Here is a 16,225-nt window from a genome sequence, read left to right as displayed (position 1 = left end):
AATTAGAAAAATTTAAAGGAACTTCATCTGAAGTTCCTTTTACTTATTTTATGTTCAATACGTATGAACCATTTTTATTCTCATATTTATAGACGTATAAATAATATTTACCTGGCTTTGCATTATAAGTTCCTTTAACTACATTGCCTTCATTTTCACCATATGCTACATAGTTATTTAAATCTGATTCATGATGAAGTACCCATGTCATTCCAATATTTTGTTCATTTAGTAAAGAAATATTAATATTTTCCGGCGAATCAATTTGGAAAGTAAATACATCTACTCTATCACTATTATGTAGCGTTCCTTTCACCGGTGTATGAAAGTTAACTTTATTTGCCTGTCTAGGCTCATTATTTGGTTCATTTTCTGTTACTTGTAATTCATTCCCACCGTTTGGTTTTCTTTGTTCATAGCCTAAGTTTGCTAGTATAGACTTCAAATCTGGTAAAACACCAATTTTATCTGCATATGGATCTTTAGATTTTGTTCCTGTGCTCTGGTTACTTAATATTGCTCTTAGTTCACTTGGTCTATATGGTTGTCCTAAATTTTCTTTAGCAATGCTTTGTACTAAAGTCGCTGCCCCAGCAATAATTGGCGAAGCACTAGATGTTCCGCTAAAGCTTGAAGTATAAAGATTTACAGCACTTCTACTTTGCTCGGCTGTAGTTGTATCTACATTTTCTCCCCATCCGTACACATCAATACGGCTTCCATAATTCGAAAACCACATACGTTCATGAGGGAAAGATGAAGAGCCAGCTCCTACCATAATTGCACCCGAATCTTTAAAATCTTTACTATTACGATTTAAGACTTGCTTACCTTTTCTATCTTTGAACTGGTCTAAATCATTCCACCCATTTGCTCCGGCCTCTATAATTACAATCCCTTTATCTGTACCAGCACGAATTGCATCAAAGATATCTGGTTGTACTTCAACAGGTAAATATTTATCACCATATCCATCGAAAGATGCTTGTGCCTCTAACAATAAAACATCCCCAGCTTCTAACTGATTTACAGCGCTTAATATTGCATCAGCCGTATTATACTGTCCATTATCTCTTATTTGAGAGATAACCTTTGCTTTCGCTTTTGGCGCAATCCCAATATTCCCAACTTCATTGTCCTCAGAGGATACAATTCCTAGTACAGACGTCCCATGACCGACATGCTGATCTATATTTCTTCCAGACATTAACTCAATTTTTTGATGTAATAAATCCTCATGATTTAATAACCATCCGTATTCCATATCAACAAAAGTGATACCATTTCCATTACCGCCTTGAATTCCCCAGGCGAAAGGCGCATTAATACCGTATGGGGCCGCTTCAAGATAACCTTGTTTTTTAAATCTAGGATTGTTACTAGGATTAAGAGCTACACTTGATGATTGCACTTCAGGTGGCATTATTTTCTCTTGTTTCTTCATATACGCATCTTCTATTAAAGAAGATGCCTTTAACTTATCTACTATTTCTTCTTCATACCCACTATTTTGATTTTGCAGAATATAGTAGTTTAATAAACTTGTAGATACATGATTAGGTGCTTTCACTTCAAGGTTTTGTATTTGTTCCGGGCTTACAGATGTGAATAAACGAGTAAATGTTACATCTGGATATTCTGTCAAAAGATCTTTTATTACTTTATCATTCGTTTGAGATTGTATTTGTTTTTCAATACCATCTTCATATGGCAAATCCAAATCCGCTTTAAATTTTACAATGATTTGCTTATCTGTTTCTTGTTCTATCCCTGATTTAATCTGCTGTTCTATAGAATCAGCATGTACACTATTGATAGTACCTCCTGTTCCTAAAAGTGTTGTAATGATTACAGTTGACGCACACATTTTTTGAAATATTTTCATTACATTAATCCTCCTATTAATAATTAATCATTATATTAATCTATAATGATTTTATTTCTATAACGTATTCCCTTTCTACTAAATAGATTATAGTAATCAGAAATATGAACTTCAATGTATTTTCATATGCAATATTTCATATTCGGACTCTACACTACACGAAGATGAAACTTATAGTGATTATTTATTTTATATGTGCTAATATACTTACATTAATATATTACACATATATACATTTCAAACTACATTACTTAATAGTTTCACCTTAATTTTTTCTTAGGAGGATTTACAATGAAATTACTAAAACTAAAACATATAATCCCTTTATCTGCAGCTGCAATTACATTCGTATGTAGTCAAAGCACAGCTGAAGCTTCTACCATTCATACAGTAAAAAAGAACGATACACTTTGGGGCATTAGTAAACAATACGGAGTTTCAATACAATCCATTAAACAGGCTAATAATAAAGGAAACGATCAAACCTTTATTGGCGAACAGTTACATATTCCAGGGTCCGTGAAATCAAATGAAATCACTGTTCCTCAAAACACCAAGCCAGCCAACATTTCTGGACAAATTATTTATCAAGTACAACCGGGAGATTCATTAGAAACGATAGCAAGGCGTTACAATGTCACTGTCCAATCTATAAAACAAATGAACAATACAGTCGGAAACAAGCTTTATACAGGACAACATTTAAAAATCAACTCAAGCATTTCACAAAAAGAAAAAGACTTAATGGCACGCTTAGTTACCGCTGAAGCAGGTGGCGAATCCTATAAAGGAAAAGTAGCAGTAGCGAAAGTTATACTAAATCGTGTAAATGCAAAAGGTTTTCCAAATACAATAACAGGCGTTATTTATGAACCTATTAAATACGGATATGCATTTACTCCTGTTACAGATGGAAGAATTAATCAGCCTGCAAGCGCAGAAGCAAAAATGGCTGTAGAAGAGGCTATCTCCACAAATGGAGTACATTCTGACTGGCTTTATTTCTACAATCCAAAAACATCAACAGACAAGTGGATTACGACACGTCAAACAGTAGCAGTAATTGGTAACCATGTATTTGCTAAATAAGATTTAAAATCATTAACAGACCTCTTCACTTAAAAGGTCTGTTTTTTTCTATGTAAGATGTTATTAATCATATGACATAGTTATTTTTTAAACTGTTTCTTCTTTCAAATAAAAATTTTTGTATTTACTCCACCACTCGTAGAAATTAATAAAGCATCAAGTTCAAAAACTCCCACTTTATTAATAAAAGCTATTTCTTAACTTCATAAAATTGTTATACACTAGAAAAATAAAAACAAACTATTCGTTAGCAGGTGGAAGAATATGTATGATGTTACAATTATCGGCGCTGGAGTAAGTAGCATTTTTATGGCTTATTCACTAGCTAAAAGTAACAAAAAAGTTTTAATCCTTGATAAAGGTAAAGCGCTAGAAGATCGCCATTGTCCTTTAGACGAAGGAAAAGTGTGTAATTGTACTACATGTGATAAATATTTCGGGTTTGGTGGTTTAGGAAAATCTGAAGGGAAATTTAATTATACAAACGGATTTGGCGGAGAACTTGAGAAAAAAGTCGGTAAAGAGGGTTTTATACAACTCATGGCTGAAGTAGATGAAATTCTATGTCAGTTTGGTGGAAGTTCGGTTTCAAAATATTCTACTGAAAATTCAAGTCTCACTAAGAGAGCTGAAGCGTGTGGTTTACAAATGCTAACAACAGAAGTAAGACATCTTGGTACTACACTTTCCAGTAACATTTTTCAGCAGCTCTATGAATTTTTACTGACGAAAATAAAGATCCAATTTCATATAGATGTACAACATATTCTGAAACAGGAAGATCATTTTACAATAGAGACAAATCAAGGAACAGTTCAAACTAAGCAACTTGTATTTGCAACTGGGCGCTCTGGGGCCGATTGGTTAAAAGAAATATGCAGTTCCCTAAATATTTCTCAGGAGCAAACACGTGTAGATTTAGGAATTAGAGTAGAAATGAAAGAACATCAATTACGTTCTATATTAAAAGATACTTTTGAAACAAAACTTTCTTATCAAGGTGAGCATTTCACAGCAACTACTTACTGTATGAATCCACAAGGCCGCATCATTCGAAAGTACGAAGAAGGTTTAGTTATGCCTGACGGTCAAAATTTTCGAGAACAAGGAACTGGCACTTCTAACTTAAATTTCACTTTATTTATTCCTTGCTATTTTCCTACTCTCAAAGAAGCAAATGTATACGCAAGTTCAATTATTGAAGGCATTAACCAAGGGCGAGATCGGATTGTTATACAGCGCTTAGAGGACTTACTAAAGAAACAACCTACGGTGGAAAACAGCATGGAGCATAATCGTATACACCCTACACTACAGGGGGATTATGGAGATTTGAATCAAGAAATCCCTCAATTATATATTGAAGGGCTCAAAGAGTTTTTATTACGCTTAGAACAATTTATACAAGAACCGATTGATAAAGATACTTTGTTATATGGAATTGACGGAAAGTTCTATGCTCCTACGATAAAACTCAATAACTATTTTGAAACAAGTGTGCATGGGCTATTTTTAATTGGAGATTGTTCAGGCGTTACGCATTCATTATCTCAAGCAGCTGCAAGTGGTCTGTATGTTGGAAAGTACTTATCTGACATTTAATTTCTATCATTAAGATTCTAGTCAAATATTCCTAATTTCAAAACACTTTACTTATATAGTAAAAATATATTAATAAGCCCCCTATCCTTCCCGGCTAATGATTAACCGACAAAAAATCGGAATTTTACAAAATACATATGTAATATAACTACATATTTAAAACTGTTGGTATTCAATTCTAATAAATTGAATGTCAACAGTTTTAAAAGTCTCTATCCATTTTCACTTTCATTTGTTCGATATTTTGTAACATCATCATAGTGTTTAATATGGTAGGATGTCTATAAGTCAATTTCACTACAACTATGACTTTTTCTGCCTGTTTCTCAAAAAAGAGTTATATTTATGCTACTACGCTTTAAAAATCCCTATTGTATATATATGAATACTTCAAATTATTCCCTTTAGAAAACAAAGTCTAAATGGTTCATTACACTCTAATAGTTATAAAAACATAATATATAACTTCAGTTAAATAAATTGTATAAAGAAGGTGTAAAAATGAAGAATAAAATAAATTTACAAATGCAAAATATAAGCTTTGTTATAATAATGGCTTTAGCAGTATGGTTAAAAACATATCTTATTACGCGATTCAGTTTTGATTTAAAAATCGAGTCTTCAACGCAAGAGCTTATTTTGTTTATTAGTCCTCTAGCCGCATCATTAGCATTTGTTGGATTAGCATTATTTTCAACTGGTGAAAAGCGAAATTATATAGCGCTATGTATTAATTTCTTGTTAACAATCGTACTCGTTGGAAATGTAATGTTCTATGATTTTTATAGTGATTTCGTTACATTACCAGTACTTGGACAAACCTCAAACTTTGGACAATTAGGCGGCAGTATTATAGAAATATTAAACTACAAAATTATACTCGCATTCGTAGACATTGTTTTCTTCTTTATTTTATTAAAAAAGAAATCATTGGTCTTTAAAACCGAACGTGTAACTCATTCTACACGCTTGTTATACTTTCTTTTAACAATTGGTGTATTCTTTGCGAATCTACATCTTGCAGAAAAAGAGCGCCCCGAATTATTAACGAGATCATTCGACCGAGTCATGCTTGTCAAAAATTTAGGCTTATATACTCACCAAGTATATGACTTAACACTGCAAGTAAAAGCCGGTTCACAAAAAGCGCTTGCTGATAGTAGTAAATTACAAGAAACTGAAAACTACGTAAAAGCAAACCAAAGCGAGCCAAACCCTAATATGTTTGGTGCAGCGAAAGGAAAAAACGTAATTGTCGTCACTCTTGAATCCTTGCAAACCTTCTTAATAGGCGCATCAGTCAATGGGCAAGAAGTTACACCATTCCTAAATGAATTCATAAATGAAAGTTATTACTTTGATAACTTTTTCCATCAAACTGGTCAAGGGAAAACATCCGATTCTGAATTTCTAATTGATACGTCGTTGTATCCATTAAGTCGAGGGGCTGTATTCTTCACACACGGTAACAATGATTATACTGCGACTCCAGAAATTTTACGTCAGCAAGGTTATTTCACTTCTGTATTCCATGCGAATAACGCAACATTTTGGAATCGTAATATCATGTACTCTGCTCTTGGTTATGATCGTTACTATAATGAGCTTGATTACAAAATTACACCAGAAACAAATTTAAATTGGGGATTAAAAGATATCGAATACTTTGATCAATCAGTAGATATATTAAAAACTGTTAATCAACCATTCTATGCTCGTTTCCTCACTTTAACAAACCATTATCCATTTACGTATGATGAAGATACAAAATTCATTGAACCATACAACTCTGGTAATGGCGTATTTGATCGTTACATCGTAACAGCACGTTACTTAGACGAATCAATTAAAAAATTTATTGAACGTCTAAAGGCCGAGGGGCTTTACGATAATTCTATTATTATGTTATACGGTGATCATTATGGTATTTCCGAAAAACATAATCGTGCAATGGCACAGTTTTTAGAAAAAGATCAAATAACAGAATTTGATACTTTAAATTTACAACGTACGCCTTTATATATTCATATTCCTGGACAAACAGAAGGTCAAACTATTTCAAAGCCTACGGGACAAATCGATATGAAACCTACGATTCTAAATTTATTAGGTGTTGATTCTACGAATGATATCCGTTTTGGCCATGATATGTTTTCAGATGAATATACTGGCTTTGTTGTTTTACGTGATGGTAGCTTCGTTACAGATAAGTATGCATACAAAAACAACACTTTCTACGACCGTATAACAGGTGAAATTGTAGATTTACCAAAAAAAGAAGCTCAAGCCCTCATTAAACGTGCACAAAATGAATTACGAATGTCTGACAAAATTATTGAAGGCGATTTATTACGTTTCTCAGAAAGCAATAAAATTAAAACTGGCGAAGTACAAACTAAAATTAAAGAAACAGAAAAATAATCTATATGAAAAAGGAGCAACTTATTACAGTTGCTCCCTTTTACTTTTATTCTACACTTGTTTCTAAAGCTACATCTGTATAGGTATTATCATTACCTATATTTAAAATTACTTCACATTGACGCAATCTCAATTCAAAGAGCATGATAGAATCATGATAAACTTCAGGATTTGATTTCATTTTATGTAACATCTCTTGTTTTTCTTGTATTTCTAATTGCGTATTTTCTACAGCTTGCTTTAAGGAGTTAAATGGATTCCTAAAGAATATATGAATATCCCTCTCTTGTGTGTTTTCAAACAGCTCAAATTGCAAGAAAAATTTCTTCATAATAGAAGCCGTTACTTCAGTATAATCTTCATTTTCTACATACTGTTTATATTTGTTATATAGCATAGATTTATTTTTAGGAAGAACTCCAAATAATTTACCGGCACTTTTTAGTAAAAATTGTGCTGGCGTAAATCGACGTAAAATATTTACTTCATCCATTTGTATTCTAGTCGTCATCCTGTCAGTATCTCTGCGCCAGTCATCAAGCACTTTAAAGTCACATTCTAACTGTATTTTATTTTCTCCAAATAGTGAATTAAGCCCTTCACTAAGTTCTTCTAAATACGTTTGACTTTGAAGAAGCTCATTATTAGAAGTTGCAATCCAATTTTGCATAGAAAGAGCAAGATTAGGTAATACAGTTTGTTCTAAATATTTATGCACTCTTTCATTCATTGCTTTATTTAGTTCCGTATCCATGTGCCCGAAATCACTTTCTTCACTAATTAAATTAGAACAGCTCTTTAATATCTTCGGAATATTTTCGGTAAGATCATTTGTAATTTCAGTCTTCATTGAACGATATGATTGTGTAATGAAATGAATTTTTTCCCTTTCAAATGCAGTAAGGTTATTAATGCTACCGTTTAGTTTCACTAGCATATCTTCATTCCAATTAATAGCATCCACCAGGTTATTTTCTTTCTCAACACGTTTCTCCAAAAGATATGTAATTGTTTTTCGAATGAAAAATAATAACTTTTCAGTACGTTCTGCATCGATATTTTTATGATTAAAGTTAAAATGAATAAACTCGATTAAACCATTTAATTGTTGACTACTTGTATATAACGAGGAATAAGGGAAAATTCTCGCATACGGGAAATATGTATTTATTCTCGTTGCCGTATCATGTAATACCCTTTTCACTTCTGCTTCACTGTAAATGTTATCGATTTTATTTAATAAGAAATGAATTTGTAAATTTGGCGTATGTTCTTGAATACTTAATAGAATGTCACGTTCTTTATCAGTAAAAGGTGAATCCGCATTCAATACGAACAGTAATTCGTCTACAGAATTTAAATATTCGAATATCTCATCTCTAGTGTCGTTATTTCTATTAAAGCCAGGTGTCACTACAAATGTAAGTTTATTTTCATTTAAAAATCTGCATGGTAATTTAAATTCAACACACGCTCTATCTCTATATGTTTGATGGTGCTGAGACATCATATTATGGTAATCAGTGATATCTTCCGTTGTTGTAATTGCTGAGTCTGTTATAGCGTTTATTTCTATATGAGCATCATTTTTTAAAACTACTACATTTGAAATTGATTTTTCTAATATATTCTCTCCTAATATAGAGTTAATAAATGTAGTTTTTCCGTTCCCTGAAGTTCCCGTTACTAAAATACGATTTGTTCTTAAATCTGCGAGCTCGTCAACTAACCATTTAAATCGGTGACCTATTTCTATATTCTGCTTTTGTGCCCACTGTGTAATAGATTCAAAAAGGTGTAAGCTGTACTCTAAGCCATTTACATGATTAATAGAATGTGACAGTAAGTTTTCCGCATGTTCTATATTTGCTGAATCTATTTTGGAAGGGAAAATCTCATCCCATGCCAATACAGCTGCAGATGGAAATACAGCATAAGATGGATTGACTACCTTTAACCAGTTTGCTAACAGATTTGGTATGATATCGTCTAATTGTCTAAGCGTATATTGACCTTGAATTAATGTAAAGTACGTTTCTTCGTAAAGAGCAGAAACTTTGTTCCATATATCGGACGAATGTATTTCAATATGTAAGAAAAATTCATTTATTGTATTAAGCCATAATAAATAATTTGGTTCATCTTTATAACTGTTCCAAAGTGATGAAACCATTTGTGTAAATTGTACTTGATCTACATTATTTAATGTAGCTAATGCATCATAAAAATAGTCTGGTGAAATATGTTTAGTAAACCCTTTATCGATATATCCTTTTAACACCTCAAACCACGGATACGACTCTATTCGAATTAACTCATTCACAGCAAGCTCTACTGCACTATCAAAATCTTGCTGTTCCTCATAAAAGGAACGGGCAATTTTTGTGACGTTCGGATAATCAGGATTTAAAGAAACTGCTTCTTTAATAACACCGAAAGCTGAATCAAAATTATTTTGCTCAATGTAAAGAGAAAGTAATTGTAACCTAATTTCGGTCATCAATATTTTATTATCAGTAGTAATGGAAGTATAAATATTTTCAGCATATGGTAATTGATTAAGTTCGAAATAAGCATCCGCAATATTTTTTTGTGCCCATGGTGCTAATTCATTACTAACCTTCTCCCATTTAAAAATAGCTGCTTCAAAATCTTGATGACGATAATAAAATTCACCTTGTGCAAAACGAATATAAGACCCATCAGAAATCTCATTTCGTTCTTCGTTTACATAAGCTTGTCCAAGTACGTCAAGAATTGACTTTGTTTCATTCTCCATTAGGAATGTTTCATAATACATCTTTTTTATTAATTGTTTTTCTAATCTCATCTTTTCCCCCACTATATCTTGAAAATACATTTTTAAGATATGTCAATGCTTTTTGTATGTATGCTTTTTATCTTAACAAAGAATATCTTTTAGAAAATTTCATTTTCCTTTCATTTTTCAAGTTAGATTGAATTTTTATGAGAAAAGTTTCAGTTTTTTTTCAATTCCCTTTCAGTTATGAAACAGCATTAGATGTTCCTAATAACCTAATAACACTATAATATTCCACATTATATTATCAGGAAAACCCCATATAAACCATATTATAAAAACAATCTATAATGAATTTATATGCACAATTCACTGTGCTGTTAAACAAAAAAATAACAATAGGAGCCAACATCTATTCATACCATTTCTTTCTCAAATTGTTTTCCTTTAAAATGTTTCATTAGTTATGTAATTAAATTCCATTAACCTATATAAATAACTAGTCCAAAAAATATCTATATGCATATCATGTTATAGTAAAGAATTTAGGAGATCCTAAAAGGAGGCATTTTCATGTTTGAAGATAAATCTAAAATAAATTACCCATATGAATTTACTGAAACTACAACAGTTCCTCTAAAGAACCCCATTGACAAAAAATTCAAGAACGGCACAGGTACACATAACTTCCCAATTAAGAAGCACTATAAAGAGCAAGTTCTATACACTGAAAAAATTAATAATAATAAAAAGAAGTAATTGTATAGATCCTTATGACAATTGGCTAAATAAGAAGCAACATTTGGCCATGCATAGTTATTTAGTTAGTAATGATACAATTCATGCACCTTTTAAAAAGTGCTGTATACAGCGCTTTTTTATACATAGATAAATTTAAGTTAACGCAACCAAGAAATACAATACAAAATTACTCCACCATATTCTCGTTTACAATTAAATCTACATATGAAAAGGGAGCAACAGTAAATGTTACTCCCTTTTCATATGTAATCTATTCACTCTACATAACCCTCTTAAACATCTTCTCCAACTCATAAGTAGAATGATGCACAAGAATTGGTCTTCCGTGCGGGCATGTGTACGGGTTTGTTGTTGTACGTAGTTCTTCCAGTAAAGCAAATATTTGATCGTTCGTTAAATATTGATTCGCTTTAATGGATGCTTTACAGCTCATCATGATGGCTGCTTCTTCACGTAACTTTTTAATATCAACTTTTTTTAGTTTAACAACTTGCTCCATCATTTCATCGATGATTTCTGTTTCTTGTCCTTTCGGGAACCATGTTGGATGCGAGCGGACGATAAAGGATTGATGGCCGAATTGTTCTAAAAATAGCCCGACTTTTTTTAGTTCTTCTAACTGTTCTTCGACACGTAAAAATTCAGTAAGAGATAGATCAATACGGTACGGTACAAGTAACTCTTGTACTTCTTGCGCTACTCTTCCTACTTTATCACGGAAGTATTCATAATTAATACGTTCCTGCGCGGCATGCTGGTCAATCATATATAATCCTTTATCATTTTGAGCGAAAATATATGTTCCATGCATTTGTCCAATTGGATAAAGCGGTGGTAAGTCATTCCCGTTCATCTCAATCTCTTTTATTTCCCGAACTTCTTCTTCTAATTCCTCTAGTTCAAAGTCCTCTTCATTACTGTCCCACGATTTCTCTTCTTGAATTGGCTCTTCGATTATCGGTTTAGTGGATGGTTGCCAACTTTGTTCTTCTCTCACGAGCGACTGTGGTGGTTGCCATTCTTGCTTCGGTGGTTGCCAAAGCTGCGCAGGCTGTTTCACAGCCCGCGGTTCTTCTTGTTTTGCATCCATGCCAGTCGGTAAAACGATGTCCGGCATAGATGGTTCTTTTGGCTTCGCATGCTCAAACTGGAACTGTTCTTGCACACTTTCGTCTTTTTCTTTTTTCTTCGTTGTTACACCTGCATCTGGAATAAGCTGTATTTTTTTAAATGCAGCTTGCAATGTTTCTTCGATCAGCTTTAGCAATTCTTGTTCTTTACTAAAACGAACTTCTAATTTCGCTGGATGTACGTTAACGTCAACTAGCATTGGATCCATTTCAATCGATAAGAAACCAATTGGATACCGGCCAACTGGCAGTAATGTATGGTATCCTTGCTGAATTGCTTTCATTAATACAAAGTTTCGAACGTAACGACCATTTACAATCGTTGACATATAATTACGAGATGCTCTCGTTACTTCTGGTAATGTTACATAACCTTTAATTGTAAAGTCTAAAGATTCAGCTTCAATTGGAACAAGCTTCTTAGCAACTTGAATACTGTAAATCGATGCAAGTACTTGTCTTACATCACCGTTACCTGACGTATGAAGCAATTTCTTTTCATTATGAAATAGTTTTAACGATACTTCTGGATGTGACATTGCAATACGATACACGATATCTGTAATATTTCCGAGCTCTGTATGAATGGTTTTCATATATTTAAGACGTGCTGGTGTATTAAAGAATAAGTTTTGTACTGTAATATCTGTTCCTTTTCGGCTCGCAGTCTTCTCTTGCTTTATAATGTCTCCACCTTTAATAATAAGGTGTGTACCAGGCGCATCACCTGTGCTAGTAATTAATTCTAATTCACTAACTGAGGCAATACTTGGCAATGCCTCACCGCGGAAACCGAGTGTTCTTATGCGGAACAGATCGTTTTCATCTTTAATTTTACTCGTTGCATGGCGTTCAAAAGCGACGATACAGTCTTCTTCTGCAATACCATCACCATTATCAATGATACGAATTTTCGATAACCCAGCTTCTTCTAAGTGGATTTCAATAGATGTACTATTCGCATCGATAGAATTTTCCACAAGTTCTTTTACGACTGAAGCAGGGCGCTCTACTACTTCCCCTGCCGCAATTAAGTTAGAGAGTTGGTCATCGAGTTTGCGAATTTTCCCCATCTACTTACTCATCCTTTCTTTAACTTTTTCTGTAAGCGATACAATTCGTTCATCGCTTCTAAAGGTGTCATATCAAGTAAATCGATTTTTTTAATTTGCGCCAGTACTGCTGTTTCTTTTTGATCTAGCAGAGGCTTTTCTTGTTTCTTCGAAGACTGTTCTCCTCCAAAGAAAGATAGTTGCGATTCTTCTTCAGTCTCTACTTTCGTTTCCTGTATTTCTGCTATTTCTTCTTTTACAACTACAGGTTCTGGAGTAGCTTCTTGTACTTTCACTTCTACTCGCTTTGGAATAATAATTTCTTCCTGTCCTTCTAGCTGTGCTAACACTTCTTTCGCACGAGCGATTAGGCTATCTGGAAGCTCCGCAAGTTGCGCAACGTGAATTCCGTAACTTTTATCAGCTGCTCCATCTTGAATTTTATGAAGGAATACTACTTTTCCATTCTCTTCAATTGCTGAAACGTGTACATTTTTCAGTTGATTTAAACTCTCTTCTAACACCGTCAATTCGTGATAATGCGTAGAGAATAACGTTTTTGCACCAATTTGGTCATGAATATGTTCAATAATCGCTTGTGCAAGTGCCATACCATCATACGTAGATGTACCGCGTCCAATTTCATCGAATAAAATTAAACTTCTTTCTGATGCGTTTGCAATTGCATTTTTCGCTTCTAACATTTCGACCATAAATGTACTTTGACCTGAAATTAAATCATCCGCTGCACCAATTCTCGTAAAGATTTGGTCAAATACAGGTAATACTGCTTCTGTTGCTGGTACGAAACAACCGATTTGCGACATAACCGTTACAAGTGCTAATTGTCTCATATACGTACTTTTACCAGACATGTTCGGCCCTGTAATTAAAAAGACATCCATATTCTCTGGCATAATACAATCATTCGGTACATACAATTTCCCGTTCAATACTTTTTCAACAACAGGATGACGACCATCTTTAATAAAGATTTCGCGCTTCGTTGTCAGTACAGGTTTTACAAACTGTTCTTCTTCACTAACTGTTGCAAAACTTTGCAGTACGTCTAATTCACTAATTACTTTCGCTAAATGTTGTAATTTCGGAATAAATACTTTTACTTCTTCACGAAGTGCTGTAAATAAATCGTATTCTAGCTGTACAATTTTTTCTTCAGCTTCTAAGATTAACGTTTCTTTTTCTTTCAGTTCATCTGTAATGAAACGTTCAGCATTAGCAAGCGTCTGTTTACGCTCATAGCGACCTTCTGGAAGTGCTGCAAGATTCGCTTTCGTTACTTCAATGTAGTAACCGAAAATACGGTTGTATCCGATTTTTAATGATTTAATTCCGGTAATATCACGTTCTCTTTTTTCAAGCTCAGCAATCCACGTTTTCCCGTTTTTACTAACGTAACGATATTGATCAAGCTTGTCATTATAACCATCTTTAATAATATCTCCATCTTTAATCGAAAGCGGTGGGTTTTCTTGAATACTTCTTCCTAGTAATTCTGTTAAGCTTTCACATGGATCTGCACCTTGAATTAATCTCGATGCATAAGCGTTATCTAACAAACTAATTGCTTCTAAAATAGCTGGTACTTGAAGCAATGAACGTCTTAATTGTAATAAGTCTCTTGCATTTACGTTACCAAATGCAACTTTTCCTGCTAAGCGTTCTAAATCATATACTTCTTTTAACTTTTCCTTTAAATCTTCACGTAAGAAGTAATCATTTACAAACGTTTCAACCATTTCTAAACGCTCTTCAATTCTTTCTTTCTGTATAAGTGGACGTTCCATCCACTGTTTTAACATACGACCACCCATAGCTGTTTTCGTCTTGTCCAATAACCATAATAGTGATCCTGTTTTTTCTTTCGTTCGAAGTGTTTCTGTCAGTTCTAAATTCCGCTTTGAATGTACATCAATTTTCATAAATTGATTCGTATAATAAATTTCTACTGGTTGCAAATGATCTAAAGAACGTTTTTGCGTTCTTATTACATAGTTAAATAAACGTCCAACTGCTTTAATTAATTTTGCTTGTGAAACATTTTTCACAAGATGTTCTAATCCTTCCGGAATTGCCGTTGCATCTTCATACGAAATCGTCATTTTCAATGTTTCAGTTAACTTGTTTAGTTCATCTTTAGAAAATGAAGAATCAACAACAATTTCTTTCGAACCAGTTGCATACACTTCTAATAAAATATCTTCTACTGAACCAGTCAATAACGTTACTGTATTTTGTCCAGTCGTTAAGTCGTTACAAGCTAATGCATATGATCCATCTTCAAAATGTGTTAATGCGGCTAAGAAGTTATTTTCTTTCTCATCAATTGTACGCCCTTCCATCATCGTTCCTGGCGTAATTAATTGTACTACTTCACGACGTACTACACCTTTAGCTGTTTTCGGATCTTCTACTTGCTCACAAACAGCTACTTTATATCCTTTTTCAACAAGTTGTTCAATATAGTTTTTAGCCGCATGATACGGTACACCGCACATTGGTATACGTTCACTACTACCGCCATCTCGGCTCGTTAATGTAATTTCAAGTTCATGAGCTGCTTTTACAGCATCCTCAAAGAACATTTCATAAAAATCGCCTAAGCGAAAAAATAAAAAGGCATCTTGATAATCTGCCTTAACCTTTAAATATTGCTGTATCATAGGCGTATATTGAGTCATACTTTTCCTCCATAATTCTTACATGATAATCTATTTTCATATATGTCGCATTTCACGGACACTCTTATCTCCTATTTCAGGAGTCTTTCTTCATTATAACATATTTCATAAAGAATCATGTTCATTCAGCCCCACTTATGTAAAGTAAAAAGCTAGGAAGAACTTCTCCCTAGCTTTCTATTACTCTTCTTCTGCATCAACTATAAAGTTCGGATCTAATTCTTCAAATTCATCATCAGCAATTTGGAAATCATCATCTGATTCTACGCAGCCTTCAGGATTTACACTTACACAAATTTTCGTTTCTCCAACTACTTCTGTTACAAATTCACGTTCTACAGTTACAACAATTTTATTACCATTTGGTGATACAAGTGCTTCTAAACAATTTGGCGGCTGAATAACACGAGCAATAATTTCTAAATCGTCACCAGAAAAGTTTTTATCACGATAACCAATACTTACTTCGTCCGTGTAGTTCACACGTTCTGTTACAACTTCAGTCTTTGTATTTCCATCAAATGAATACCAAGTGTTCACATCATAGAAACCTTCAATTTCCACATGTTTTCCATTCTTTCTTGCTTCGTACGAGTGGTTAATTACCCAGCACCCTAAAATACTTGTTGGCTCATTATTCGATTCACATGTATGCGTTGACTTTGTATACTTACGTCCTTTTCCAACCACTGCTTTTGTAATAATCTCTCTAAATTCGGACATTCGTAACCCTCCTCAATCACTATTCACTTAATCATATGCGTGACAATAGCGGAATGTGTCATTCTTTTTTTGAGAAGAACTTACGTTTAATCCACAAA

General features: G+C 33.4%; 9 protein-coding genes. 4 read left to right on the top strand and 5 right to left on the bottom strand.

What is annotated here, in order from left to right; all coding sequences use genetic code 11:
* Positions 1–43: 43 nt before the first annotated feature.
* Entirely contained in the window at positions 44–1,885 is a 1,842-nt protein-coding gene (locus AU379_RS05540; RefSeq protein ID WP_000689191.1) for a peptidase, read from the bottom strand.
* Positions 1,886–2,176: 291 nt separating this feature from the next.
* On the opposite strand from AU379_RS05540, the gene AU379_RS05535 reads away from it, so the two are divergent.
* The 3 genes from AU379_RS05535 to AU379_RS05525 all read left to right on the top strand — a co-directional run bounded on the left by AU379_RS05535 (position 2,177) and on the right by AU379_RS05525 (position 6,997).
* Complete coding sequence (locus AU379_RS05535; RefSeq protein ID WP_000771177.1) at positions 2,177–2,974, top strand: cell wall hydrolase; 798 nt, start codon at positions 2,177–2,179, stop codon at positions 2,972–2,974.
* Between the two features lie 264 nt (positions 2,975–3,238).
* Positions 3,239–4,576: an NAD(P)-binding protein gene (locus tag AU379_RS05530; RefSeq protein ID WP_061138990.1), complete on the top strand. Its 1,338-nt coding sequence runs from the start codon at positions 3,239–3,241 to the stop codon at positions 4,574–4,576.
* Positions 4,577–5,077: 501 nt separating this feature from the next.
* The gene (locus AU379_RS05525; RefSeq protein ID WP_061138989.1) at positions 5,078–6,997 is read left to right on the top strand and encodes an LTA synthase family protein; all 1,920 of its coding nucleotides are present in this window, start codon (positions 5,078–5,080) and stop codon (positions 6,995–6,997) included.
* Between the two features lie 46 nt (positions 6,998–7,043).
* Here AU379_RS05525 and AU379_RS05520 read toward each other — a convergent pair whose 3' ends face one another.
* The gene (locus AU379_RS05520) at positions 7,044–9,827 is read right to left on the bottom strand and encodes a dynamin family protein (protein ID WP_001235334.1); all 2,784 of its coding nucleotides are present in this window, start codon (positions 9,825–9,827) and stop codon (positions 7,044–7,046) included.
* Positions 9,828–10,331: 504 nt separating this feature from the next.
* Here AU379_RS05520 and AU379_RS05515 point away from each other — a divergent pair.
* The gene (locus tag AU379_RS05515; RefSeq protein ID WP_000461137.1) at positions 10,332–10,517 is read left to right on the top strand and encodes a hypothetical protein; all 186 of its coding nucleotides are present in this window, start codon (positions 10,332–10,334) and stop codon (positions 10,515–10,517) included.
* A gap of 262 nt (positions 10,518–10,779) precedes the next feature.
* On the opposite strand, the gene mutL is transcribed toward AU379_RS05515, so the two are convergent.
* The 3 genes from mutL to cotE form a co-directional block, all read right to left on the bottom strand.
* Complete coding sequence (gene mutL, locus AU379_RS05510) at positions 10,780–12,723, bottom strand: DNA mismatch repair endonuclease MutL (RefSeq protein ID WP_000516467.1); 1,944 nt, start codon at positions 12,721–12,723, stop codon at positions 10,780–10,782.
* Between the two features lie 8 nt (positions 12,724–12,731).
* The gene (gene mutS, locus AU379_RS05505) at positions 12,732–15,404 is read right to left on the bottom strand and encodes a DNA mismatch repair protein MutS (RefSeq protein ID WP_000196029.1); all 2,673 of its coding nucleotides are present in this window, start codon (positions 15,402–15,404) and stop codon (positions 12,732–12,734) included.
* A gap of 180 nt (positions 15,405–15,584) precedes the next feature.
* Positions 15,585–16,127, bottom strand: coding sequence for an outer spore coat protein CotE (cotE, locus tag AU379_RS05500; RefSeq protein WP_001288799.1), 543 nt, complete (start codon positions 16,125–16,127; stop codon positions 15,585–15,587).
* Positions 16,128–16,225: the final 98 nt, after the last annotated feature.

This window comes from Bacillus sp. JH7 (assembly GCF_001563515.1).
GTDB classification, from domain to species: domain Bacteria; phylum Bacillota; class Bacilli; order Bacillales; family Bacillaceae_G; genus Bacillus_A; species Bacillus_A cereus.
Note: the sequence above shows the minus strand (reverse complement) of the source record. Positions and strands in the feature narration are given on the sequence as shown.

Coding starts and splice junctions, on each gene's coding strand:
- AU379_RS05540 (WP_000689191.1), bottom strand. CDS start 1,885: ATGAAAATATTTCAAAAAATGTGTGCGTCAACTGTAATCATTACAACA.
- AU379_RS05535 (WP_000771177.1), top strand. CDS start 2,177: ATGAAATTACTAAAACTAAAACATATAATCCCTTTATCTGCAGCTGCA.
- AU379_RS05530 (WP_061138990.1), top strand. CDS start 3,239: ATGTATGATGTTACAATTATCGGCGCTGGAGTAAGTAGCATTTTTATG.
- AU379_RS05525 (WP_061138989.1), top strand. CDS start 5,078: ATGAAGAATAAAATAAATTTACAAATGCAAAATATAAGCTTTGTTATA.
- AU379_RS05520 (WP_001235334.1), bottom strand. CDS start 9,827: ATGAGATTAGAAAAACAATTAATAAAAAAGATGTATTATGAAACATTC.
- AU379_RS05515 (WP_000461137.1), top strand. CDS start 10,332: ATGTTTGAAGATAAATCTAAAATAAATTACCCATATGAATTTACTGAA.
- mutL (WP_000516467.1), bottom strand. CDS start 12,723: ATGGGGAAAATTCGCAAACTCGATGACCAACTCTCTAACTTAATTGCG.
- mutS (WP_000196029.1), bottom strand. CDS start 15,404: ATGACTCAATATACGCCTATGATACAGCAATATTTAAAGGTTAAGGCA.
- cotE (WP_001288799.1), bottom strand. CDS start 16,127: ATGTCCGAATTTAGAGAGATTATTACAAAAGCAGTGGTTGGAAAAGGA.